Consider the following 22,332-nt stretch of genomic DNA (forward strand, 5'->3'; position numbering starts at 1 on the left):
GCGATTCAGGGTGGTCTCATCACGCCGCGCCGGGACCCATCATTGCTTGCATCATCGCCGGCATGCCCTCGTTCATAAATCCGGTGACCTCTCGGGCGTGTGCCCGGATTGCTTCCGTGAGGGCGGGATCGTCAGCGGTCTCTTCGGCGATCACGCCCGTAGAGGTCAGCGTGAGCCTGCGGCGATAATCGCCGGCGTGACCGAAAAGAACGGGCAGGCTTTGGCTCATGCACATGACCTCGGTTCCCTGATCGAGATGGGCATACATGCTTGAGACGTGCGCCTGCAGTTGGGCGGTCAGGTCTGCGGACTTCGATTCCGTGGTGGTGCGCACGCCGCCGGGAATGTCTTCGACCACCCGGCTGATCTCGTTGTGTCGCTTGAACATTTCCATGTAGCGGCTCATGTCCATGTGACCGGCACCCATGAAACCGCCTCCGTCGGTGAGGCGGATAGCCGAGGACGGTTCGCCCGGACGACGGAAGGGCAGTAGACGCGCACCGGAATGCCGCTGTCGGACAAATCAGGAGCAACGTAGTGGAGATGATTTACCGATGTGAGTCCTGTGGTGGCCATGTATTTCGCGGTGACGGCTACATCCACACGACCGCGACCGGCTGGGCGATTCATCACCGTGGATGTTTCGACTTCGCCAAGTGTTACTGCATTGCTGTCCCGCGCCATTGGTCGGATCTGCTTACAGCGCGTCACTACTACGCCGAGCACAAGTCGACTGCTTAGAGTAATGAGGAGTAACGTTGTCTGACAACTATATTGACGACATCACACTGACTGACCTTGAGGCCATAGCTGCGTTCGAACACCACGGACAGTTCGTCTTCGCCTGCATGGGTGGAGACGGTGAACTGCACACGTCCGCGTTGACACGCAACAAGCTCGCTCACGTGGCCACCGTAATCCTGAAGGGGAACCATTCAGCTATTGCGAAATCTCGGCTACGCCTGACTATCAGAGGTCGTCGCGGTAAGTTTCGATTGTGTATAAGCCCTTGCGTTTAGGCTTGGGCGCATCCCCACTCGAAGCCTCCGGCATAACGGTGATCGTCTGCCACTCAGCTTCGGAATAGAGGGTGCCGTCGACCACCAGACTCTCGCCTTCAAAGTGTGGTGCACCTACCACCGTAGCGGGACCGTTGACACCAGATGACCATTCGACTGTGAAGTACATGCCGACATCTTGACACGGAGCAGTAGCGGTAAACCGGGAAAGTTCAAATGAAGCTGTGCGTCGAATGCGGTGTGCCTTGCGAAGGGTCAACGTGCCGCGACCACAAGCGGCGCAGGACCGGCCGAGGGTCGGCGACCGAACGCGGCTATCCCGCTTGGTGGGCGGTTATCTGAACGGGCGCGACAGCTACAGCCGTAGGTTGTCTGGTGTACCGAGCCCAGAAGCGTGGTCGCTCATTGAACAGGGCAAGAGACTGACCTTTAAGCACGTCGCGGCAGGTCTGCTCACCGTTGTATGTGCTGGGTGGAATCGGCAGCATGGTGCAGCTCGCGGGCGGCACGTGAGCCGGCGATACGCGTAGATTCGTGTTCTCGCATGTCAACGGCTATGCAATGCGGCACCATCGACACCTGGGGGACACCCCTGCCTAGGGGCTCAGCCGGGACGCCCGGTCGATAGCAGAGTTTGAGTTACTCATCCTCGCTGCCCATTTCGACGACCAGTTCGGCTACATCCTGAAGGGCTTCTTCAGGCGTGATGTCCTTTGCAAGGCATATCTCCGCAATGAACGCAATGCAGAGGTTGATTAGTCCGCCGACGAGTCGGGTGTGACCGTCCTCTGGGTTTTCGTTCGCGAAGTCGGTAGCGATCTGGCCCGCGAGTTTTTTGTGTCTGCCTTTTTCTCCGTGCGCGGCTGTGACAAGCGAGAGCGCCGTGAGTGTGTCCTCTGTCAATTGATCTGCCATGAATCGAGTGTTTCATGCGTGCTGGGGCGAAGGGTGCAGTTGCGGTATCGCCGCGATCGTTCTCGGGCTATCCGCATGACCGTGCGAAGCGCCGCGAACGGTTCATTCGTGAGTATCTGGTGGTGCCGCGTGGGCATGGTGTTGGTAAGCCGTTCCGGCTGAGGGGTTTTCAGCGTGAGATTGTTCGAGATGCGTTCGCTACGGGTATTCGCACTGTGCTGATGAGCATCCCGCGTGCCAACGGAAAGACGATGTTGGCGGCTGCGTTGGCGTTGGCAGAGTTATTTGTCGGTCCGCCATCGGCTGAGGTGCTGGTGGTCGCTTCAGATCAGCGTCAGGCAAACATCACTCTTCGCTATGCGAAGCGCATGGTGGAGCTGAATCGCGTTCTCGCTGAACGTGTCCAGGTGTAGGCCGACCACCTTTACCTCCCGGAAAACGACAGCGTCCTGCTTCCTCTCCCGGCAGAACACGGCGCTCTTCACGGGCACGATCCAGGTCTGCTCATCGTGGACCGGCGAGAACGCTAATAACTGGGACCCAGCCAACTTACTACTGGGTTGAAACAACCACTAGCACTTAGGAATGAAAATGGCAGACAAGCGAGACGACAGGTTCTATGCCGTGGCCCCATTCAAGGGTAAGGACGGCAAGGCCGCTCAAGAGAAGTTCGAGCGCCTAGCCGCCGAGAAGACGAAGAACGACAAGTAGGAGTGCGTCCGGTCACGGGTAGTTGTGGAAGGTTCCCAGCCGGACGTTTGTAGGGGTGATGGGTCGCCCCGCACATGCCCCACCCGGCATTTAGCCTTTGCCCAGGGTGGGGTTTCGTGTGTCTAGAGCAACCCGGTTTGATTGTGGGCCGGGGGCATCGCTGACAAAGAGGCGATACCAGGGATGCGCTCGTCGTCTCACGACTGCGGGGGCGTTCGCTATCTTGGGCAAAAACGCCGCGATTTAGTGTGGGCACTATGCCAGACTGACTCACGTGATGCACGTGGTGACTTTTATCGGTGTAGTCGTTCCCGAAAACCATGGTTGGCATTACGAGAACCCCATGACCATCCGGCTTCCCGGTGACGAGACAACCGTAATCGTCATCAAGGGCTCGATAGTGAATGTCCGCGTTCTGTCGCCGGGCGATGCAGACAGTGACGATTGGCTTGAGAGGCTCTCGTACAGGACTTCATCGCTCGTCCGAGCCAGCATTGATGTAATGGGGTTCCATCTTGGTGCTTCTCTAGATCTCAAAATGCTAACTGGCACACTGGATAACGAGACAACCCTCTTTCCCGCCGTAGCGCATCAAATGTTGGTGGGCACGGTGGACGGACCGTATGTATCCGGCGAGTTGACGGCTCCGTATTTCGGCCAGGCCGTTGCTGATGCGAACTTTCGCCATGCGCTCGCTGACATGCGGCAAGCCACTAGGCTGGACGATGACAGTGCGTTCTACTCTTACCGTGCTATCGAGGATCTTCGACAGTCCTACGTCGAGGACGAGGATTCTGGTAGGTCGGCTTCGTGGGTTCGGCTTCGGAACGAACTTGGATTGACCAGAGAGGAATTGCGAGAGCTTCAAGACGCTGCAACAGCGCGTAGGCACGGTGACACCCAGGTGCTGGATCCGGCCGATACATCCACGAAAGTAAAGTTCGTGGATCTGGCCAGGCGACTGGTCATTCGTTACGTAACAATCCGTCATCCAAGCCTTGAGCAGAGCGCTGGTCCTGACTCTCAGACCTGAATCTCCCTTGGAGTGTGCTGCCATGGTTCCGGCAATCATCGCTGCGAGCGTGGCGCCCGTGGTGGCGGTCTTGACGCCTACCCTCACGGTGTGGCGGGCACGCCGCCAGGCGGGCGTGTCAAGATAACTGTGTAAGTTGTTGTAGCCGTTTATCTTTGGGGTCATAGGGGGAGTCGGTCGGGGAATTGGATGGCGAAGGTGTTCAGGGCTTCGGTCCAGCGGTAGGTTCCTGGTCCGTGGGATCCTCGTTTCTGGTTGATGTTGCGGATGGCCAGGTAGAGCAGTTTTAGGGCGGCGGCGTCCGAGGGGAACGAGCCGCGGGCCTTGGTGACCTTGCGGAGTTGATAGTTGAGCGACTCGACGGCGTTGGTGGTGTGGATGATCTAGCGGATCTCGACGGGGACCGCTAGAAACGGCACGAAGTCGGCCCAGGCGCGATCCCATACGGCTACCGCACCGGGCGATTTGGTTTTCCATTGGGCGCGAAAGTCCTCGAGGGCGAGTTTGGCGGCCTCTTCGGTGGGCGCGGTGTAGATCGGACGCATCGCGGCGGCCATCTTGCGGCGCTCGGTGTAGGAGGCATAGCGCATCGAGGAGCGCAGCAGGTGCACCACGCAGGTCTGGATCACCGCGGCTGGCCACACCGCCGCGATCGATTCGGGTAGCCCGCTCAACCCGTCGCAGCACACGAACAGCGCGTCGCGACACCCGCGGTTGCGCAGCTCGGTGAGCACCCCGTGCCAGAACTTCGCGCCTTCGCTCTGCTGGATCCAGATCCCCAGGACCTGCTTGATGCCGTCGATATCGACGCCGATGACCACGTGGGCGGCCTTGTTGGCCACCACCCCGGAGTCGCGGATTTTGAGGCGGATGGCGTCGATATACAGGATCGGATAGACCGGATCGACCGGTCGGGACTGCCAGGCGGCGATCTCCTCGGTCACGACGTCGGTGACTCGCGAGATGGTGGCTGCTGACACGGTGGCGCCGTAGACCTCGGCCAGATGCTCGGTGATATCGCGCGTGGACATTCCCCGCGCGTACAGCGACAAGATCATGTCCTCGACCTGGCCCAAGCGGCGTTTACGCTTGGGCACGATCACCGGGCTAAAGGTGCCGTTGCGGTCCCGGGGCACTTCGAGCTCGACCGGCCCGGCCGTGGTCAACACGGTCTTGCGGCCACGCCCGTTGCGGGAGTTACCCGAGCCATAACCGGCCGGATCGCCGTGCTCATAGCCCAGGTGATCGGCGATCTCGACATCCAAAGCGCGTTCGAGCACCGCCTTGGTCATCTGCGCCAACAGTCCGTCAGGACCATCGATCGGCGTGCCCGAGGCCTCGGCATCGGCCAACAAAGCATCCACCGCCGCCGCCGGCAACAGCTCGGCCAGCTTGGCAGCCGCATCGTCCCTGGGCGAGTCAGATTGAGACAACTGAGAACTCCTGTCTGGTGGTCACCCACCATTCAGGCCCAACCACTTACACAGTCAATGAGACACGCCCCGCCAGGCGGTCGCCGACCTTTTTGACGACGCCATCAGCGCTCGAGCGTGGCAACCTCCGCCCAGTGGCGACGCCACTCCGAAGGGCTAAGAATCATCCTTTCGCGAAGGAGCTGCAGCTGTTGAGGGAGCTGGGCCTCCGCTAGCCTCACTTCGGCGTGGTTGCCAGACGCGTTCATCCATCAATCAGCAAGACTCCCCGACACACTGGCATACGTCAGTTCTTGGGCACTCCGAGTGTGCAATAGCCGCGAAACGTGTGAACGCCACCACCGAGATCCGCCCGCCGGAGTTGGAACTCCCTCTTCATTTAGTACGTCGCAAATACTCTGATACGTCAACCCTTCGTTGCGCATCGCAACAACATGCAGGAGCAATCTGTCAGAACATAAGCGCGGGCGGCCGCGACGCCTTTTCGCGCTCATCGCTTACTCCGGTTGCAACGAAATAGCGCCTGCAGCGCATCGAGGAGGTCAACCAAGATGAGTCGTGCACGCTCGCTGCGTTCCCTCTCAGCCAACAGCGCGACCGCCGTCGTACAGATCAACAACAGTGTGATGACAAACGGCGGCAGTAACAGCGCAACTGCCGCAAAGTGTAAGAAACCGGGTCCCAAACCCAGATATGAACTGAAACAGGTGAACACATAGCCCTCCGGCGTACGGCAGGACTACGTGCGACGGGCTTAGACCGGCACGGACCCTGCAGGTGATTGATTAGGGCGAATCAACCTGCGGTAGTTGGGGCCCCGTGCGACATGAGGCCTAGTTGTTACAAGTGCGCCCGGATTCTCTTCGTTTCCGCGGCGCCGCGTCGACAGCGCGCGGAGAAAGACCCGGGTCTCCTGGTCAAGGTTGCTCTTGCGGCAGCGACGCAGAGCGCGGTTCGTTTTCGAGAGTTTCCGCCAGTAGTTTCGCAAGTCCGCAGCCACCGCGGCACCTGCCTTAGCCAGCTGGTGGACGAGTTCATGCCATTCGTGCGTGTCAAAGACCGCTGCCAAGTCAAGGCTCGGTTCCCTCGCAGTCCTCATAACCTCAAGGCTATATGACACCCAAACGTGTTCCGCTAATTCCTTTGCGAGCTGGACGCGATCAGCGCTGCCTCGCGGCAGGGCCGTGTAGGTGGAATAGTTCTGACACGAGGTCGTGTCAGAACTAAAGATTTGAGAACCGACGTCGGCACAAGAAGCTGCGCCTCACGGTCTGCGTGCAGCGTGCGCTTCCCGTCGACGAAGAACCTTCAACACTCGTTGCCCGAGGAAGAGGCGGCGGTCCACACATCCTCACGACGGGCGAACTTGATTAGTTTGGCGCGACCAGCTCATTCGAGGCCAGTAGTCGGGATTAAGCAAATCATGCTGCCTCAAATTGCGAGGCCCAATCGATTGTGGCTTTAACGCATGTCAGCTTTGTGAACTCTGTCGAATCGATCGCAAGAATGAGTGTCGGTTCGATCTTAGTCGATACCTTTCCATTGCCGTACTTTCTGCAGCAATGAAGGATCGCATCGAGTAAGTCATGACTATTGATTAAGAATTCCGAACTCACATCACCGCTACATTCCAAAGCTATATTTTGAAAGTCAGACGGCAATGGGGCGGGGGCCGATTTCGCTCTCTCTCCAACGTGATGGGCAACACGGGCATGCTCGACCGCTGAGTTGTGATCAGGTATCACGAGGTGCATAGGAAATCTTGCAAGATTTACCTGCCAACATTTGACATGAGCAGCATATCGAAATGATCCAACCATTGCTGCCGCTTCAAATGCGATTTCCAGGATCGAACCCGGGTCTAATTTAGCTTTGTCCGGATGCGAAAAAGCACGGATCACGGAGAGAACCGGCCTAGCGGTCGACATTACGATATCGCACATTAGATCGTAATGCACGGTGGCAACAATATGATTTGGAGGATAGGATGTTATCGCTCCTGTCAATCGGTCAAAGTCCGCATCAATGAGAAAAAGGACACGATCAACTTGATCCTCAGAACTCTTCTCAGCAGCCCTGATTGACTCGGATTTCCCATAACTAGTTATGAGGAAAAATGGTATCGACGTGCCGAGCTTCTCTTCAAAAAGTGTATGATCCGATTCACCCTCAACGACGAGTATAGGCGTCGTCCGAGCCGCTAGTAACATTCGGATGTTGTTATATAGCGTGTCACCGCTCAGATACTGCCGCATCTTCCTCTTCCTCGCCCGGTCCTAATTGCTTGGTCCGTGACCACCATTTGTCAATTATTTGCGGTGAGTGGGTAGCGACAATAAATCGAAACTCGCTCGAATGGGCTATACGCACTACGTCGTCGAGGAAACTCATCTGCCAGGCAACGTGCAACGATATTTCCGGCTCATCGATCAGCACTAGCGTGCCAGGCCGCACCCTAAACAAAAGGTTGTACATCAAAACGAGTTCGTGCTGCTCTCCAGACGAAAGCCCTTTCGGCGGTATGACGGTACCCCTGGTAGTTGAGATGACTTGAAGTCCATCATCGGCGCTTACTCTTATCCGCTTGCGCAGAAATCGGCGGTTTATAAGATCTTCCAGGAGTGTGATTTTCCCCAGTAGCTCATCGAAAGTCGATAGCTTTGTAGCGTTATCGTCTAGATACGTCGTAAGAACCGCCCGTTGCCAATTCTCGAGCTCTTTGGCCGGTAACGGTAAATCGCTTTCACCACCCGTGAGTCCGATACTCGAGAGCCTAGCGCGTTGCTCATTCTGCTCTTGATGCCGCGCGCGAATTTGCGCTTCTGACGACGCTTCACTTACAGATTGGTTCATTATCCGTGAGGGGAACGTTCTGTCGAGACGTTGTGATTCTATGGAATTCTGAGCCAAAGCGCGCTCGATTCGTCGCTTTAAGTCTCGTGAGTACCAGTCTACCGTCCATTTCGGGGAGGCCTCGGATCTAACGTCAACCAGACCCCGCCGTCGCTCAGCGGCAGAACGCAACGCCGACGGGAATCCTAACCGTTGCGTTTCGATGAGGTAGGTGGGATGTTCGTCGATAAATTCTTGCAGTAATCGCGGCCGGGGATTTCCCTTTCCCGAACCGACAGGAAACCGATCAATATAGTTGTAGCGTTCAGCCAGTTCTTTCATATGCAGGATCTCGCCGTCGGTCGTATCCTGCCAATAATCTCCATCTACACGTACCCACGGCGTCTCTCTGATGAGAAAACGCGTAAAGCCTGGATCATATTCTGCGGAGGCTTTCCAATGTGGACAAAGTCTTTTTTTCCTCCTATCGAACAACGAGTAGATGACGACCGCATCGGGAACTGATTCATCGCTGGATCGTATTTCCAACGATTTTTCGATAGTAATGTACTTTCCGCTGTCGGCTGTCAACGTGAGCTTTTCGAACTCGACTTCAGCAAGTTTATGCAGATCAAAATTCATGCCCGCGTTGATTAGTTCGAGAAATCTGGTCTTTCCCACGCCGTTTAAGCCGAAGGCAATGACGAACTCCCAGTCGGGTTCGATAAATATCTCGTGATTGAATTCGTCGAACAATCCCAAGACTTCAGCCTTGGTAAGCATCAAGTGTCCTCTCGGTGCTGGAGCCTGAGGCTCGCTTCGGCGTCACGGCTCGCTGGCACGTCAGCGTACTCATGATGGGCGCCAGTTCGTAGCGCGTTGTGCTATCGCGCCGGGACGAGTTCAGGGATGCGAACGGTGCAGCTACCGCGCGGCGGACGGAGTTGTCGCGCACGTAGAGCGGTACGTTTTCCCTCCTGACTGCCGTTGTCAACTAGTGGCGACAGTCGATAAAAACGAGCACGTTAGCAGCCAACTGCCGATGGTTTCCCCCACTAATCCGCGCGAGCCATCTTCCCTAATCGCCGTCGTTCGGGACGAAGAGGCCGTGCGTTGCAATGACTCAGGCGGGGTCGGTTTGCTCGTGAGCCCTACTCTGGTGTCCATGCTCGATAAACGGGAATGGCCCAAGTCGTACGGTGTCGCAGGCTTGGGTGGTCACTGGACGTCTCGCTGCCACTGACGCGCGGAGTCTCCGGTCGCGGTATCGAGCACGGGACCGAAATCGGCGAAACCCAGTTTCAGGAGGATCCTTGCGGAAGCTATCGCCGATTCGTCGTCGGGATCGAGTGATGTCTTGCCGATGACGGCGTCGACTGCTCCCGTGGCTGCAGCACGATCAAGGAGTTCTTCGACGGCGGCGGTGGCACGCCCTTTGGCAGCGAACCCAGGGGCGATCTCGTAACCTATTTCAACTGTCCGGTTCACCGGCGGCCCATGAAACCCGCCAGAGCCGACAAGGACTCCGTCCTCAAAGAACAGGTAGACAAGCCATTCTGCTTCCTCGGGATGTCCTCGCAGCCTGTCGGCGGCGTACTCAAACATTTCGCGTTTCAGCGGCCAGCCCTCGGGTGCGGCAACCCCAGAGGCGTTGGCAAATTCCGTGTGGTCATCTAGCGCAGCGCGCAACTCCTCGACCGTCGCAGGCCTTATCGAGATTCTTGGCATGCCCTGGGTGTCCGATCTCCGACGTTCTTAATGCGGTGGATGCCCTAGTGGCCTCACGGCTGCGGGGCATCACCGAATCTAGACGAGGTCCCACTTATCGCGTTCAAGACGGTTGATTTCTTCGTCAAGCATGTTGGGGAGTTCGCCAATGCGCTCGGCCAGGGGTCGTTCAGTCAATGTGTCGATTCGCCTCAACGCCGCTGAGGACAGCTCGCGCTTGAGGGTGTGAAACCAGGACTTCGTAGACACGTCGACGTAGTCGGGAGATGGCACCCCCGCGTCGATGTACTCTTCGTGGGCGGGTCGTCCAGTGATGCTGTCACCAAGTGAAAGCGGTTTTCGGTACCGCACCCGCTTGCCGTCGCGGTGTTCGGCTTCTCTCAGTTCGGTGACGCCGGCTCGCCACTCTTTGATCCGCTGCACCCGATTCTCTCGCCGTAGCCGTCGCTTCTCGATACCCCAGTTGGCCCACGGGGCGATAAGTGAGCTGATCGTCCCCGTGACGGCGCCGGTCAGTAGGCCTGCACCGCCGCCGATGAACGCGACTGCAACATCTGATGTCACCACCCCAGTGTCCCTGCGGCAGGTGTGCAGATACACGAGGACACACTCGCACGCGACCTGCTGTCGGCTGGCGGTTGCCATGCCGGCGCTCAGCGCAACCTCAGTAACCGGCGCTTGTCGGGCGCCGACACTGCCCCTAATCCAGGCGTTCGATGATGGTGGCGTTGGCCATGCCGCCGCCCTCGCACATGGTCTGCAGGCCATACCGTCCGCCCCGCTGTTCGAGCGCGTTGACCATGGTGGTCATGATGCGAGCGCCGCTGGCGCCCAACGGATGTCCGATCGCGATGGCGCCGCCGTTGACGTTGGTCTTGGCCAGGTCGGCGCCGGTGTCGTGAGCCCAGGCCAGCACGACCGGCGCGAAGGCCTCGTTGACCTCGAACAGGTCGATATCGGCGAGCGTCAATCCCGCTCGCTGCAAGACCTTTTCGGTCGCGGGGATGACGCCGGTCAGCATGTACAGCGGGTCATCGCCCACCACGGTCGTGGTGTGGATGCGCGCCAGCGGCCGCAGGCCCAGCTTCTTGGCGACCTCGCTGGTGGTGATCAGCACCGCTGCGCTACCGTCCGAGAGCGGCGACGAGTTGCCCGGCGTGATCTCCCAATTGATCTGCGGGAAGCGCTGTTCCATCTTCTCGCTGTAGAACGCGGGCTTCAGCGTGGCCAGCGTCTCGACCGTGGTCGCGGGACGAATGATCTCGTCGGTGTGCAGCCCGGCGATCGGGATCAGCTCATTCTCGAACAAGCCGTCCTTGGTGGCGCGGGCGGCCTTGTCATGGCTGCCGGCGGAGAACTCGTCGAGCTGGCTGCGCGAAAAACCCCACTTCGCGGCGATCAGCTCGGCGCTAATGCCCTGCGGCACCAGACCTTCGGGGTAGCGCGCGGCCATACCCTCGCCGAACGGGTCACTGCCCGGCAATACCTGGGTGCCCATCGGCACGCGGCTCATCGACTCCACGCCCGCGGCGATCACCAGGTCGTAGGCGCCCGCGATGACGCCGTGGGCGGCGAAGCTGATGGCCTGCTGGCTGCTGCCGCACTGCCGGTCGATCGTGACGCCGGGAACCGACTCGGGGAAACCCGCGCCCAGCAACGCATTGCGTGCGATGTTGACCGCCTGATCGCCGACCTGGGTGACGGCCCCGGCGATGACATCGTCAACCTGTGCCGGGTCCACGCCGGTGCGGGCCACCAGTTCGCGCAGGCTGTGCGCCAACAGGTCGACGGGCAGCACGTCGTGCAGTGCACCGCTGGCCTTGCCCTTGCCGATCGGGGTGCGGACGGCGCCGACGATCACGGCGTCGCGGCCCGGGGAACCGGTCGAGAATACGGTCATGACTCCTCCTCGAGTCCTGAGTATTACTTGCTATACCCAGGTAAACGCCTAGGTATACTAAAATCAACCCAGACGGGAGGTGATCTACATGACATTTCTGCAAGGCGCCCTGGCGGATCGGGAGAAGTGGTCGGCGGTCGGTCAGTGCGCGATCGAGAAGACGATGGCGGTGGTCGGCACCAAGTCCGCAATGCTGATCATGCGCGAGGCGTACTACGGCACCACTCGGTTCGACGATTTCGCCCACCGCGTCGGTATCACCAAGGCGGCCACCTCGGCACGCCTGTCCGAGCTGGTCGAGCTGGGGTTACTGGCGCGCCGGCCCTATCAGGAGCCGGGGCAGCGCAGCCGCGAGGAATACGTGCTGACCGAGGCCGGCATCGATTTCATGCCGGTGGTCTGGGCGCTGTTCGAATGGGGGCGACAGCACCTGCCGGGCCGTCACCGGCTGCGACTCACCCATCTGGGCTGTGGCGCCGAGGCCGGCGTCGAAATTCGATGCACCGAAGGCCATCTGGTGCCGCCCGACGAGCTCGGCATGCGGCTGGCTAAGTCTCCCTGAGCGCCGCGAGCAGCCGGCGGGCCGCCTCGACTCGGCGAACGGCGGGACCGGAGAGCGTGTCCAGCGCACACTCCGGGTCGGCCGGCGGTCCCATGTGGCCGCATCCGCGTGGGCAATCCTGCACGGTCTCGGCCAGATCCGAGAACGCCATCAGCACGTCGTCGGGCCGGATATGGGCCAGTCCGAACGAGCGGATGCCCGGAGTATCGATCACCCAGCCCGAACCCGCTCGCGTCGGTTTCAGCGGCAGCGCGACCGACTGCGTTGAGGTGTGTCGGCCCCTGCCGATGTCGGTGACCTCACCAACCGCCCGATCAGCTTCTGGCACAAGGCGATTCACCAGTGTGGACTTACCCACTCCGGAGTGTCCCAGCAGCACTGTGATCTTGCCGGCGAGCAGGTCCGCCACCGCCAGCAGCGGATCGTCGCGGCCCGCGGCGACCACCGTCAGGTCCAGATCCGCGAACTGTTTCGCGAACGGCTCGGGCGGGGCGAGGTCGGTCTTGGTGAGGCACAGGATCGGCGTCAACCCACCGGCATACGCCGCGATCAGCGCACGGTCGACCAGCCCGGTGCGCGGCGGCGGATCGGCCAGGGCCACCACTATCAGCAGTTGATCGGCGTTGGCGACCACCACCCGCTCGGTGGGATCGGTGTCATCGGCGGTGCGCCGCAACACCGTTCGCCGCGGACCGCGACGCACGATGCGAGCCAGTGTGTCCGGCCGTCCGGACAGGTCGCCGACCACGTCGACGTCGTCGCCGACCACGATCGGGGTGCGGCCCAGCTCGCGCGCCCGCATGGCGGTGACCCGGCAGTCGGGCCGCTCGCTCAGCACGCATCCCCACCGGCCCCGGTCGACACTGACCACCATCGCGGCCTCGGCGTCGGCGTGCTCGGGACGGGTTTTGGTCCGGGGTCGTGAACCCCGGCCGGATCGGACCTTGACGTCGGACTCGTCGTAGTCACCCGGTCTCAAACGCTGGACTCCCCGTCGGCCAGCATCCGCGCCCACAACTGGGCGAATTCCGGCAGTGTCTTGGTGGTGGCGCCGATGTCGTCGATCCGGACTCCGGGTACTCGCAGCCCGACGATCGCGCCGGCCATCGCCATCCGGTGGTCGGCGTACACCCGCCAGATGCCGGAATGCAGTGGGGTCGAGGTGATCAGCAGACCATCGGCGGTCTCCTGGCAGTCACCCCCCAGCCGGTTGATCTCGGCGCTCAGGGCAGCCAGGCGGTCGGTCTCGTGGCCCCGCAAATGGGCGACGCCGGAAAGCCGTGACACCGAACCAGGGGTTGCCAGCGCTGCCAGGGCCGCGACCGACGGCGTCAACTCGCCGACGTCGCGCAGGTCGACGTCGAAGCCGTCGTAGCCCTCGGGGCCCTGCACTTCGAGCGATGAATCAGTTTGGGTGACAACGGCATTCAGCTTGCTCAACACGTCGAGAATGTCGCTGGCGGGTTGTACGCTCATTGCTGGCCAGCCGGTGATACGGACGCTGCCGCCGGTCACCACCGCCGCCGACAGGAACGCAACGGCATTGGTGAGGTCCGGCTCGACCTCCCAGTGCCGGGCCGCGACGGTACCGGGGCGCACGTGCCAGCGGTTGGGCACTGAATCGTCTACGTCGACTCCGGCTTGCCGCAGCATCACGGTGGTCATCGCGATGTGCGGAGCCGAGGGGAGCGACGCACCGGTGTGCTGCACGGTCAGGCCGTTGCTGAACGACGCGCCGCACAGCAACAGGCCGGAGACGAACTGTGACGACGCCGACGCGTCGATTGCCACGGTGCCACCGGCGACCGATCCGCTGCCCAGCACCCGGAACGGCAGGCCGGTTCCCTCGATCGGCACGCCCAGTTCGCGCAGCGCATCCAGCAGCGGCGCGATCGGCCGGACCCGGGCCTGTTCGTCGCCGTCGAATTCCACCGGAGTGTTCGCCAGCGCCGCCAGCGGCGGCACGAAGCGCAATACGGTGCCGGCCAGGCCGCAGTCCACGCGGGCGCCGGGGCCGGGGTCGAGCCGGCCGCTGACCGTCAGCTCGGAACCGTCCCCGTCCACGCGCAGGCCCAATGAGGTGAGCGCGCCGATCATCAGGTCGGTGTCGCGGCTGCGCAGCGCGCCGGTGATGGTGGAGGCGCTCTGGCCCTGCGCACTCGATAGACCCGCCAGCACTAGCGCACGGTTGGTCTGCGATTTCGAGCCCGGCACGGTCACGGTTGCGTGCACCGGCGTCCGCGCGATGGGGGCCGTCCAGGGGTCGGTGCTCACGGCTTCATCCTGCCGTGTCGGCGGGTGTCGTGGGTACGGGGCACCATGGAAGTCATGTGCGGACGGTTTGCGGTCACGACGGATCCGGCCCTGCTGGCCGAGAAGATCAAGGCGATCGACGAAGCTACCGGTACCACGGAGCGTGCGTCGGAGCCCAACTACAACGTGGCCCCCACGACCACGGTCGCGACGGTGGTCTCCCGCCACAGCGAGCCGGACGACGAGCCGACTCGCCGGGTGCGGCTGATGCGCTGGGGACTGGTTCCGCCGTGGGTCAAGGCCGGTCCCGACGGCGGGCCGGACAATAAGGGGCCGCTGCTGATCAACGCCCGCGCCGACAAGGTCGCCACGTCGCCGGCCTTCCGCGGCTCGGCCAAGAGCAAGCGTTGCCTGGTGCCGATGGACGGCTGGTACGAATGGCGACCCAATCCGGACAACGCTGCGGGCAAGAAGACCGCCAAGACGCCGTTCTTCATGCATCGCGACGACGGTGAGCCGTTGTTCATGGCCGGTCTGTGGTCGGTCTGGAAGCCGGACACGGAAGCGGACCCGCTGCTGAGCTGCACGATCATCACCACCGACGCCGTGGGTGAGCTGGCCGCGGTCCACGACCGGATGCCCCTGATGCTGGCCGAGCGCGACTGGGATGACTGGTTGAACCCCGATGCCCCGCTGAACACCGAACTGCTGACGCGTGCTCCGGATGTGCGTGGCATCGAGCTGCGCGAGGTGTCGAGGCTGGTGAACAGCATCCGCAACAACGGGCCGCAACTCCTCGAGCCGGCCGAGCCGGAACCCGAACAGATCACGCTGTTGTAGTCGCTAGGCCGCCTCGTCATCGTCACCTCCGTCGCGGAGCAGCTTCTGCGGGTGGTGGTAGGTGTTGGTGCGGGGTTGGCCGCGATCCAAATGGGGTGGGGGGATCCATTCGGTGTGGCCGTTGGGGTGTTTTCGGGTGGTCCAGCCGCGGGGTTGTAGGAGTCGGTGGTGGGGGCCGCAGGCCAGGGTGAGGTTGTCGATGTCGGTGTCGTGGCATTGGGTGTAGTCGGTGATGTGGTGGACTTCGCAGTAGTAGCCGCCGACGGTGCAGCCGGGAGCGGTGCAGCCGCGGTCTTTGGCGTACAACACGATTCGTTGTCCGGGGGAGGCGAGGCGTTAGGCGTGGTATAGGACGACGGGTTTGCGTTCATCGAAGAGGGTGAGGTAGTGGTGGGCGTGGCGGGCCAGGCGGATCACGTCGGAGATGGGTAGCCAGCTGCCGCCGCCGGTGATCGCGTGGCCGGCGGCGGCTTCAAGCTCTTGCAGGGTGGTGGACACGATGATGGTGGCGGGTAGCCCGTTGTGCTGGCCCAGTTCCCCGGAGGCCAGGACCGCGCGCAGGGCGGCGTTGAGCCCGTCGTGGTGGCGTTGCGCGGGTGAGCGGGGGTCGTGGTCGATGGCGTCCTGTGTCGGAGCCCCGTCCACGCAGGGGGTGTCGTCGTCGGGGTTGCACATGCCGGGGGCGGCGAGCTTGGCCAGCACCGCTTCCAGCGACGCCCGCGCCTCCGGGGTGAGCCAGCCACTGAGTGCGGACATGCCGTCGAGTTGTTGGGGGCCCAGGGTCAGCCCGCGCCGCCGCGCCCGGTCGGTGTCGGTGTAGTTGCCGTCGGGGTCAAGCAATCGGTCAGGTGTTCGGCGAACCCGAGGAGTTGATCGGGCCGGTACTGGGTGGCCAGCCGCGCCAGGTCGGCTTCGGCGCGGGTGCGGGTCTCGATGTCGATCCAGCCCGGTAGCTGGTGGTAGAAGCGGCGGATCACCGCGACATGCTCGCGGCCCAGCTTTCCGGCCCGTTGCGCGGTGGCGGTCGCGGCCAGCACCGGCGCCAACGGTTCGCCGGTCAACGCCCGCCGCTCGCCCAGGTCGGCGGCTTCGCGGACCCGCCTCCCGGCGTCGGCGCGGCTGATCAGCGTGGCATCGGCGATTGCGTGGGACAGTTTGCCGCCCAACTCCGCCGGCGTAGCCTCCTGCTGGAGTTGAGTGATCAGTGGGTGCTCGCCGGCGGATAGGCGGCGCCGCACCTTTTCGTAGCGGGCCAGCCGGTCCAGGCGCTCGCGGGTGTTCAGCATCGAGGAGTCCAACCCGAGCACGGCATCGAGGGCGGCGTCCAACGCCTCAAAGGCCACGTCCTGCGCGGGGGCCACACCTGAACTCATGCCCTGAAACTATCGGCACCCACCGACAGAAAACCCCCACCCAGAGACCACTGAAACGAAAGTGGCACAAGAGAATTCACCCGTGTGCACCCACGCCGATTGTCGCTACGAGGCGGGCAAATCACCGCGTGGTCCGAACACTTCGGCAGGCGACCGGCCCCAGCCTGCCAGCCCAAGCCCACGCCGATTGTCGCTACGAGGCGGGCACAACGACACCCGGCCGAGATCTGCGTAGTTTCGCACGGAACTCGCTGGGTGGCCCTGAAAAGGGCTTGGATTTGCTGCTCAAGACGCTGGCGTCAATTGCCGCCCGGGCGGTCACCGAACCGCGGGCGTCCACGCTCATCCGGATCTGCTCACCCAAAAGCATTGCAGCCGAATCCGTTCGGCGGCATCCGAAAGGAGAAATTCATGACGACCGGCAATCCCGTGACAGTACATTCGTCCGATGCGAAGCATGCAGACGCACCGCCCGTTCGGCCCCTCGGCCGGCGCGGCGCCGAAACCAAACCTTTCTACCGGACAACGGAATTCATCGTCTTCATCGTGGCGACCGTCGCAGTCTTGCTTGCGTCTTACCTTGTCAAGACGAACGACGGGCATAACGACTATTTCCATGCCGACAAGGCCTGGCTGTACGTCGTGATCCTCAGTGTCGGTTACATGGTGAGCCGGGGACTGGCGAAGTCCGGCACCCGCCACCGCGACGACTTGTAAGGAACTGGCCCCTGGAGCTTTACCATGCACATGTGACTGGTTCGTACACCTACACCTTCGAAGACATCAAAGACCGCCCCGTCGCGGTGATCGGCGCGGGTACCCTGGGCCGCCGCATCGCCCTGATGTTCGCCACCCGGGGCGGAACGGTGCGAATCTACGCGCGGCGCAAGGAACAACGTGACGAAGCCATCGAGTATGTGGCACAAGCGCTACCGAAGGTATTGGCCGACAGGGGATTTGGCGAAGTCGGCGTCGTAACCGCCACCGCGTCGCTCGACGAGGCGTTGGACGACGCGTGGCTGGCCGTCGAGTCGGTCCCCGAGAAGCTCGAGATCAAGATTCCGTTGTGGGGCGAGATCGACCGGGCGGCGCCGGCGGGCACCATCTTCGGAACCAACTCGTCGTCCATCCCATCGCGGCTGATGGTCGAAAACATCAGCGACAAAACACGTTTGTGCAACATGCACTTCTACATGCCACCGGACATCAACGCGATCGAGTTGATGTCGGACGGCCAGACCGACCGGGGTCTGCTCGACACGCTGCTGGCGGTACTACCGGAATTCGGCGTGCAGCCCTTCGAAGCGCGCAAGGAGAGCACGGGTTTCATCTTCAATCGCATCTGGGCGGCCATTAAGCGCGAGTCGCTGGCGGTGGTCGCCGAGGGCGTGGCCCGCCCGGAGGATATCGACGGCATATTCAAGCTCGCCCTGGGCGTATCGGTCGGCCCGTTTCAGATGATGGATCTGGTCGGCCTGGACGTCGTGCTCGACATCGAGAACCATTACGCCGCGGAGCTTCCGCACCTACCGAAGAGCGTGCGCGATCTGCTGCAGTCCTACATCGACGCCGGCAAGCTCGGTATCAAGACCGGCGAGGGCTTCTACAGCTACTAGTTGCTGAGAACCAGCTTCCAGTTGCCGTTGACGTTGCGGTCCGGCACGCACCAGAAGTTGTTCCAGTTGCCCGGCGTCGACGCCTTCACGCCCGGGCCGGCGTCCTGGCACGCCTGCCGTGTCGGGTAGTTGCCCTCGGTCTGAATCGTGTCGGCGTTGCTGACGCCCAGTCCGGCCGTCATCAACGCCGCAACAGCCAGCACACCGCCGGCGACGAGTCGCTTCATGTTCATGGGCAACACGTTAAGCGTTGTCAGGCGGCCGCATAGGGGTTTTCGCCGCGATGCTCAGGCCCGCTGCAGCGAGACCGCGGTGGCCACGGCTTCCAGCAGCCCAGTGAGTTGCTCGGCGTTGCTGATCGTGCGGTCGCCGCCGGCGAGCCGCGTGAAGACACCCGCGATGAACGTGGTGACGGCCGTCGTCTGCGCATCGAGCAGTTCGGGGTCGTCGGTACCGGGCTGCAGATGCGCGATCGCCTCGCGGGCCATCGCGTTCATCCGGGCGGCGAACGCCTGGGACGTCTCGGCGACATCGGGATCGCGCACCGCCCCCATCAGCAATTCATGCCGCGCCCGGTTGAGCATCAGCCCGGGCCCGTCGGCCTGCATCATGGTCAGCTCGGCCAGGTGCGCGAACGGCGAGAGGGGGTCGAGCGGCTCGTCGATCACCGTCTGCAGGTTGGCGACGTCGATCTCGGCGACCCGCTTGCCGACACCGCGCAATAGCGCGGCCCGGGTGCGGTAGTAGTACGACGTGGTGCCCTCCGGCACTCCCGCGTAGCGATCGACCTGCCCGTGCGTCAGCCCGCGCGATCCCTGCTCGGCCAGCACCTGGATCGCGGCGTCACATAGTGCGCGACGGCGCTCGTCGCCGTTGCGTTTCCGGGACCCGCTGCTGGCTGCCATGACTCACCGAAGGACGGTGCCGCCGTCGATGTTGACGACCTGACCGTTGATCCACTCGCCTTCCTCGGACAGCAGGAACGCGACCAGTGCGGCGATGTCCTCCGGAGCCCCGACGCGGGTGCCGCGAATGCGCTTGAGCGCACCGGCCTGCAGGTCCGGCCACTGCGGAACCGAGCGGATGGCTTCGGTCGCGGTGAAGCCCGGCGCCACCGCGTTGCAGCGGATGCCTTGCTTGCCCCACCGCGATGCGACGTGGCGGGTCAGCGCGCCGATGCCGGCCTTCGCGGTGGCGTAGGCGGGCCGGGCCGGCTCGCCCTGGAACGCCGCCGCCGAGGACATGTTGACGATCGCGCCGCCGCCGCTGGCGAGCATGCGCGGAATGGCGTATTTCATCGCGGCGACGTAGCCGCGCAGGTTGACGGCCATCACGCGATCCCACACGTCGAAGTCGATGTCGACCACATCGGTGTCGGCCCGGATCGTGCTCATGTCCGCACCGACGTTGAACAGCAGGTCCACTCCGCCGTAAGTCGTTGCGGCCGAATCGATCAGGTTGGATACCGACGTTGGATCGGCGAGATCGAACCCGACGTGGGTTGCCGTGCCGCCGGCGGCGCAGATGCGGGCGGCGGTCTGCGCCGCGGCGTCGGCCGCGACGTCGCCGATGACGACCCGGCAGCCTTCCGCCCCGAGCCGGCCGGCCGTCGCGGCGCCGATGCCGGTGGCCCCGCCGACCACGACCGCAACCCTTTCGGCCAAGCCGCGTAGTCCCATGGATATTGACTTTACCTCTAGAACTATAGAGGATCGCACGTCATGGCCGGAATTCACCGGCAATGCCTTCTGATGGGGTCTGGCTCGCCGAATCCATCAACGAATTGAGGGACGACAGATGAACTCCATCCAGTTCGACTTCACCGGCGCCAATGTGCTGGTGACCGGCGGCACCAGCGGCATCGGCAACGCGATCGCCGCCGCATTCGCCACGGCGGGCGCCGCCGTCACGGTGACCGGGACTCGCGGGTCGACCGCCGACTATCCCGATACGGATCTGAGCGCATTCACCTACCGCCAGTGCCAGATTCAGGATCCCGACGCCGTCGACGCGCTGGCGGACTCGCTGGGTGAACTCGACGTCTTGATCAACAACGCCGGTGGGCTGTATCCCGCCGGCGACGAGTACGACCCGGACGGCTACGTCGCATCGGTGACGCAGAACATGCTGGGCCCCATGCGGTTGACGATGCGATGCTACGAGCGGCTGAAGGCGAGCAAGGCGGCCGGCGGGGCCAGTGTCGTCAGCGTGGTCTCGATGTCCGCGTTCCGTTCGGCGGTGTTCGTCCCGGGGTATGCCTCCTCGAAGATGGGCCTCGTCGCGTTGACGATGAACCTCTCCCGTCGGTGGGCCCACGACGGCATCCGGGTCAATGCAATCGCGCCGGGGCTGATCGACACCCGAATGACACAACCGGCCATGGGAATTCCCGAGGTGATGGACGTCGAGATCGGCTTCCACACCCCGTTGGGCAGACCCGGAACACCCCAGGACTGCGCTGGTGCGACGCTGTTCTTGTGTACCGACGCCGCCTCCTACATCACCGGCAGCACGATCGCCGTCGACGGCGGATACCTGACGGTCTAGACATCAGTTGCCGCCGACAAGGTGGTGGTCACCTTCTGAACGCGCGCTATTTGGCGGCCAGGTAGTCCAGCGCGAGGTTGGCGGCGTTGGCGCCACACATGCCGTGCGCGCCGGGACCGGGCGGGGTGGCCGCCGAACAGATATACATGCCGGGAATGCCAATGCTGTAGGGCGACAGCGTGATTCGAGGTCCGAAGGTGAGCTGGCGAATGTCCTTCGAGCCGGTCATGATGTCGCCACCGGCATAGTTGGCGTTGAACGTCGCCATCTGCGTCGTGGTGCGAACGGTCTGGCCGACGATGCGTTCGGAGAATCCCGGCGCGAATCGCTCGATCTGGGCGATGATCGCCTCGGTGGCGTCGCCGGCGTAGCCGTTGGGGACGTGCGCGTAGGTCCAGACCGGATGCGTATTGCCCACTGACCGTTGCGGATCGGCCAGGTACTGCTGACCTATCAGCACGAACGGCCGCTCGGGCATGCGCCCGGCGTGGATGTCGCGCTCGGCCGCGGCCAGCTCCGCGTAGCTGCCGGCCAGATGCACCGTGCCGGCCCGGTGCGCGTCCGGGTTGGTCCAGGGCACGCCGCCCTCGACGGCGAAGTCGACCTTGAACGCGCCGGGTCCACGCCGAAATCTGGTGAAGGCAGCCGCAATTCGGCGGGGGAGACGGTCGCCGAGGATGCCGGCGACCGCGCTTGGCGCCAGGTCGAACATCGTGACGTCGGCCGGCGGCAGCTGCGACGTGTTCTGCACCCGGACACCGGTTTCGATCTTGCCGCCCAGGTCGCTCAGCAGAGCGACCATCGCGTTGGCAATCGACTGCGATCCGCCCGCGGCCACCGCCCAGCCGTGCCGGTGCCCGGCCGTGATGATGCCCATCCCGATGGCCGAGGTCATCGGGTAGTGCAGCGGCCGGAAGGAGTGGGCCGCAATACCACCGAACAACGCCCGGGCTTTCTCGGTGCGGAACGCCCGTGCGAACGTCGACGCGGGAAGCACCGTCGGCGCACCGAACCGGGCCAGCATCAGCGGATGGTGCGGGACCCGCAGCAGCGGCCCCATGATGTCGTCGCTCAACGCGTCGAAACGCGAGGCCGGGTAGCCGAACGCGAGGCGCCAGCGCGACCCGTCACGACCCAGGCCGGCCGCGGTCTGCTCGACCGAGCGGTACAGCACGCCGGCGCTGCCGTCGTCGAGCGGATGGACGCAGTCGATCTCCGGCCAGCGCCACGACAATCCGTACCGCTGCAGGTTGAAGCCGTTGAGGAATTGCGAGCCGACTGCCATCGGGTGAATCGCCGAGCAATGGTCGTGCAGCAGGCCGGGAACGATTGCTTCGGTGCTGCGGGTGCCCCCGCCGACTTCGTCGGCGGCTTCCAGCACGGTGACCTGCACGCCCTTGGCGGCCAGGCGGATTGCGGCGGCGAGCCCGTTGGGCCCACTGCCCACCACCACTGCGGTACTCATCGTTGCACGTTACCGCGAGCGCACGGTACCTCAGCACCTCGGATCCGGCATTGTTGTCAATACCCGTGCGCGATACGGAATTGTGTCGCCGCGGACATTTTCTTT

21 protein-coding genes and 3 pseudogenes are annotated in these 22,332 nt (G+C 62.9%); 7 read left to right on the plus strand and 17 right to left on the minus strand.

The annotated features are described in order from the left end of the window. Positions 1–19 precede the first annotated feature (19 nt). The 3 genes and pseudogenes from MAAFP003_RS06125 to MAAFP003_RS06130 form a co-directional block, all read right to left on the minus strand. Positions 20–442 (minus strand): annotated as a pseudogene (locus MAAFP003_RS06125) (hypothetical protein); the annotation flags it as partial. Positions 443–969: 527 nt separating this feature from the next. Continuing rightward, positions 970–1,188: a hypothetical protein gene (locus MAAFP003_RS28915; RefSeq protein ID WP_133160820.1), complete on the minus strand. Its 219-nt coding sequence runs from the start codon at positions 1,186–1,188 to the stop codon at positions 970–972. A 470-nt stretch (positions 1,189–1,658) separates the two neighbouring features. Continuing rightward, on the minus strand, positions 1,659–1,934 hold the full coding sequence (locus tag MAAFP003_RS06130; protein ID WP_096285322.1) for a hypothetical protein: 276 nt from the start codon (positions 1,932–1,934) through the stop codon (positions 1,659–1,661). A gap of 14 nt (positions 1,935–1,948) precedes the next feature. On the opposite strand from MAAFP003_RS06130, the gene MAAFP003_RS06135 reads away from it, so the two are divergent. Both MAAFP003_RS06135 and MAAFP003_RS06140 read left to right on the plus strand, forming a co-directional pair. Beyond that, the gene (locus MAAFP003_RS06135; RefSeq protein WP_243393789.1) at positions 1,949–2,347 is read left to right on the plus strand and encodes a terminase large subunit domain-containing protein; all 399 of its coding nucleotides are present in this window, start codon (positions 1,949–1,951) and stop codon (positions 2,345–2,347) included. Positions 2,348–2,922: 575 nt separating this feature from the next. Continuing rightward, positions 2,923–3,678, plus strand: coding sequence for a DUF8168 domain-containing protein (locus MAAFP003_RS06140; RefSeq protein ID WP_480212823.1), 756 nt, complete (start codon positions 2,923–2,925; stop codon positions 3,676–3,678). A gap of 161 nt (positions 3,679–3,839) precedes the next feature. On the opposite strand, the pseudogene MAAFP003_RS06145 reads toward MAAFP003_RS06140, so the two are convergent. From MAAFP003_RS06145 to MAAFP003_RS06170, 7 genes and pseudogenes are all read right to left on the minus strand, one after another. Next, positions 3,840–5,069, minus strand: a pseudogene (locus MAAFP003_RS06145) (IS256 family transposase). A 293-nt stretch (positions 5,070–5,362) separates the two neighbouring features. Next, positions 5,363–5,605: a recombinase family protein gene (locus MAAFP003_RS30075; RefSeq protein WP_096285324.1), complete on the minus strand. Its 243-nt coding sequence runs from the start codon at positions 5,603–5,605 to the stop codon at positions 5,363–5,365. Positions 5,606–6,532: 927 nt separating this feature from the next. Continuing rightward, positions 6,533–7,366 carry a hypothetical protein gene (locus MAAFP003_RS28920; RefSeq protein WP_133160821.1) on the minus strand — a complete coding sequence of 278 codons (834 nt, stop codon included), beginning with the start codon at positions 7,364–7,366 and terminating at the stop codon, positions 6,533–6,535. Next, positions 7,344–8,726 carry an AAA family ATPase gene (locus MAAFP003_RS06155; RefSeq protein WP_096285326.1) on the minus strand — a complete coding sequence of 461 codons (1,383 nt, stop codon included), beginning with the start codon at positions 8,724–8,726 and terminating at the stop codon, positions 7,344–7,346. Before MAAFP003_RS06155 ends, MAAFP003_RS28920 begins: the two co-directional genes overlap by 23 nt. A gap of 435 nt (positions 8,727–9,161) precedes the next feature. Continuing rightward, on the minus strand, positions 9,162–9,671 hold the full coding sequence (locus tag MAAFP003_RS06160) for a GNAT family N-acetyltransferase (RefSeq protein ID WP_096285328.1): 510 nt from the start codon (positions 9,669–9,671) through the stop codon (positions 9,162–9,164). 78 nt (positions 9,672–9,749) lie between these two features. After that, the gene (locus MAAFP003_RS06165; RefSeq protein ID WP_133160822.1) at positions 9,750–10,235 is read right to left on the minus strand and encodes a hypothetical protein; all 486 of its coding nucleotides are present in this window, start codon (positions 10,233–10,235) and stop codon (positions 9,750–9,752) included. Between the two features lie 136 nt (positions 10,236–10,371). Next, on the minus strand, positions 10,372–11,571 hold the full coding sequence (locus MAAFP003_RS06170) for a thiolase family protein (protein WP_096285332.1): 1,200 nt from the start codon (positions 11,569–11,571) through the stop codon (positions 10,372–10,374). Positions 11,572–11,659: 88 nt separating this feature from the next. Between MAAFP003_RS06170 and MAAFP003_RS06175 the strand changes: the two genes are divergently transcribed. Continuing rightward, positions 11,660–12,133 carry a winged helix-turn-helix transcriptional regulator gene (locus MAAFP003_RS06175; protein WP_096290910.1) on the plus strand — a complete coding sequence of 158 codons (474 nt, stop codon included), beginning with the start codon at positions 11,660–11,662 and terminating at the stop codon, positions 12,131–12,133. On the opposite strand, the gene rsgA is transcribed toward MAAFP003_RS06175, so the two are convergent. Both rsgA and aroA read right to left on the minus strand, forming a co-directional pair. Continuing rightward, complete coding sequence (rsgA, locus tag MAAFP003_RS06180; RefSeq protein ID WP_096285334.1) at positions 12,120–13,112, minus strand: ribosome small subunit-dependent GTPase A; 993 nt, start codon at positions 13,110–13,112, stop codon at positions 12,120–12,122. The genes MAAFP003_RS06175 and rsgA overlap by 14 nt on opposite strands. Continuing rightward, entirely contained in the window at positions 13,109–14,407 is a 1,299-nt protein-coding gene (aroA, locus tag MAAFP003_RS06185) for a 3-phosphoshikimate 1-carboxyvinyltransferase (protein WP_096285336.1), read from the minus strand. The genes rsgA and aroA overlap by 4 nt, the downstream gene beginning before the upstream one ends. Before the next feature lie 54 nt (positions 14,408–14,461). Between aroA and MAAFP003_RS06190 the strand changes: the two genes are divergently transcribed. Next, positions 14,462–15,226 carry an SOS response-associated peptidase gene (locus tag MAAFP003_RS06190; RefSeq protein WP_096290911.1) on the plus strand — a complete coding sequence of 255 codons (765 nt, stop codon included), beginning with the start codon at positions 14,462–14,464 and terminating at the stop codon, positions 15,224–15,226. Between the two features lie 3 nt (positions 15,227–15,229). On the opposite strand, the pseudogene MAAFP003_RS06195 reads toward MAAFP003_RS06190, so the two are convergent. Continuing rightward, positions 15,230–16,599 (minus strand): annotated as a pseudogene (locus MAAFP003_RS06195) (HNH endonuclease signature motif containing protein). A 411-nt stretch (positions 16,600–17,010) separates the two neighbouring features. On the opposite strand from MAAFP003_RS06195, the gene MAAFP003_RS06200 reads away from it, so the two are divergent. Both MAAFP003_RS06200 and MAAFP003_RS06205 read left to right on the plus strand, forming a co-directional pair. Further along, positions 17,011–17,316: a hypothetical protein gene (locus MAAFP003_RS06200; RefSeq protein WP_096290912.1), complete on the plus strand. Its 306-nt coding sequence runs from the start codon at positions 17,011–17,013 to the stop codon at positions 17,314–17,316. Between the two features lie 32 nt (positions 17,317–17,348). Then, a complete protein-coding gene (locus MAAFP003_RS06205) occupies positions 17,349–18,215 on the plus strand; it encodes a 3-hydroxyacyl-CoA dehydrogenase family protein (protein WP_096285338.1) in 867 nt (288 codons plus the stop codon). On the opposite strand, the gene MAAFP003_RS06210 is transcribed toward MAAFP003_RS06205, so the two are convergent. From MAAFP003_RS06210 to MAAFP003_RS06220, 3 genes are read right to left on the minus strand one after another with little or no spacing between them, the layout of a single operon-like run. Continuing rightward, the gene (locus tag MAAFP003_RS06210) at positions 18,212–18,448 is read right to left on the minus strand and encodes a hypothetical protein (RefSeq protein WP_096285340.1); all 237 of its coding nucleotides are present in this window, start codon (positions 18,446–18,448) and stop codon (positions 18,212–18,214) included. The two genes, MAAFP003_RS06205 and MAAFP003_RS06210, sit on opposite strands and share 4 nt — an antisense overlap. A gap of 54 nt (positions 18,449–18,502) precedes the next feature. After that, positions 18,503–19,120: a TetR/AcrR family transcriptional regulator gene (locus MAAFP003_RS06215; RefSeq protein WP_096285342.1), complete on the minus strand. Its 618-nt coding sequence runs from the start codon at positions 19,118–19,120 to the stop codon at positions 18,503–18,505. A 3-nt stretch (positions 19,121–19,123) separates the two neighbouring features. Beyond that, positions 19,124–19,894 (minus strand): SDR family NAD(P)-dependent oxidoreductase, encoded by a 771-nt coding sequence (locus tag MAAFP003_RS06220; protein ID WP_096285344.1) that lies wholly within the window; start codon positions 19,892–19,894, stop codon positions 19,124–19,126. 118 nt (positions 19,895–20,012) lie between these two features. On the opposite strand from MAAFP003_RS06220, the gene MAAFP003_RS06225 reads away from it, so the two are divergent. Continuing rightward, positions 20,013–20,762 carry an SDR family NAD(P)-dependent oxidoreductase gene (locus tag MAAFP003_RS06225; RefSeq protein ID WP_096285346.1) on the plus strand — a complete coding sequence of 250 codons (750 nt, stop codon included), beginning with the start codon at positions 20,013–20,015 and terminating at the stop codon, positions 20,760–20,762. 46 nt (positions 20,763–20,808) lie between these two features. Here the strand turns inward: MAAFP003_RS06225 and MAAFP003_RS06230 are convergent, their stop codons facing one another. Further along, positions 20,809–22,227 (minus strand): phytoene desaturase family protein, encoded by a 1,419-nt coding sequence (locus MAAFP003_RS06230; protein WP_096285348.1) that lies wholly within the window; start codon positions 22,225–22,227, stop codon positions 20,809–20,811. Positions 22,228–22,332: the final 105 nt, after the last annotated feature.

Origin of the sequence: Mycobacterium ahvazicum (assembly GCF_900176255.2) — a bacterium.
GTDB lineage: Bacteria > Actinomycetota > Actinomycetes > Mycobacteriales > Mycobacteriaceae > Mycobacterium > Mycobacterium ahvazicum.

Bases quoted from the DNA above. Each gene is read 5' to 3' on its own strand.
- MAAFP003_RS28915 (WP_133160820.1), bottom strand. From the start codon at position 1,188: ATGTACTTCACAGTCGAATGGTCATCTGGTGTCAACGGTCCCGCTACG.
- MAAFP003_RS06130 (WP_096285322.1), bottom strand. From the start codon at position 1,934: ATGGCAGATCAATTGACAGAGGACACACTCACGGCGCTCTCGCTTGTC.
- MAAFP003_RS06135 (WP_243393789.1), top strand. From the start codon at position 1,949: ATGCGTGCTGGGGCGAAGGGTGCAGTTGCGGTATCGCCGCGATCGTTC.
- MAAFP003_RS06140 (WP_480212823.1), top strand. From the start codon at position 2,923: ATGCACGTGGTGACTTTTATCGGTGTAGTCGTTCCCGAAAACCATGGT.
- MAAFP003_RS30075 (WP_096285324.1), bottom strand. From the start codon at position 5,605: ATGAGCGCGAAAAGGCGTCGCGGCCGCCCGCGCTTATGTTCTGACAGA.
- MAAFP003_RS28920 (WP_133160821.1), bottom strand. From the start codon at position 7,366: ATGCGGCAGTATCTGAGCGGTGACACGCTATATAACAACATCCGAATG.
- MAAFP003_RS06155 (WP_096285326.1), bottom strand. From the start codon at position 8,726: ATGCTTACCAAGGCTGAAGTCTTGGGATTGTTCGACGAATTCAATCAC.
- MAAFP003_RS06160 (WP_096285328.1), bottom strand. From the start codon at position 9,671: ATGCCAAGAATCTCGATAAGGCCTGCGACGGTCGAGGAGTTGCGCGCT.
- MAAFP003_RS06170 (WP_096285332.1), bottom strand. From the start codon at position 11,571: ATGACCGTATTCTCGACCGGTTCCCCGGGCCGCGACGCCGTGATCGTC.
- MAAFP003_RS06175 (WP_096290910.1), top strand. From the start codon at position 11,660: ATGACATTTCTGCAAGGCGCCCTGGCGGATCGGGAGAAGTGGTCGGCG.
- MAAFP003_RS06190 (WP_096290911.1), top strand. From the start codon at position 14,462: ATGTGCGGACGGTTTGCGGTCACGACGGATCCGGCCCTGCTGGCCGAG.
- MAAFP003_RS06200 (WP_096290912.1), top strand. From the start codon at position 17,011: ATGACGACCGGCAATCCCGTGACAGTACATTCGTCCGATGCGAAGCAT.
- MAAFP003_RS06210 (WP_096285340.1), bottom strand. From the start codon at position 18,448: ATGAACATGAAGCGACTCGTCGCCGGCGGTGTGCTGGCTGTTGCGGCG.
- MAAFP003_RS06215 (WP_096285342.1), bottom strand. From the start codon at position 19,120: ATGGCAGCCAGCAGCGGGTCCCGGAAACGCAACGGCGACGAGCGCCGT.
- MAAFP003_RS06220 (WP_096285344.1), bottom strand. From the start codon at position 19,894: ATGGGACTACGCGGCTTGGCCGAAAGGGTTGCGGTCGTGGTCGGCGGG.
- MAAFP003_RS06225 (WP_096285346.1), top strand. From the start codon at position 20,013: ATGAACTCCATCCAGTTCGACTTCACCGGCGCCAATGTGCTGGTGACC.
- MAAFP003_RS06230 (WP_096285348.1), bottom strand. From the start codon at position 22,227: ATGAGTACCGCAGTGGTGGTGGGCAGTGGGCCCAACGGGCTCGCCGCC.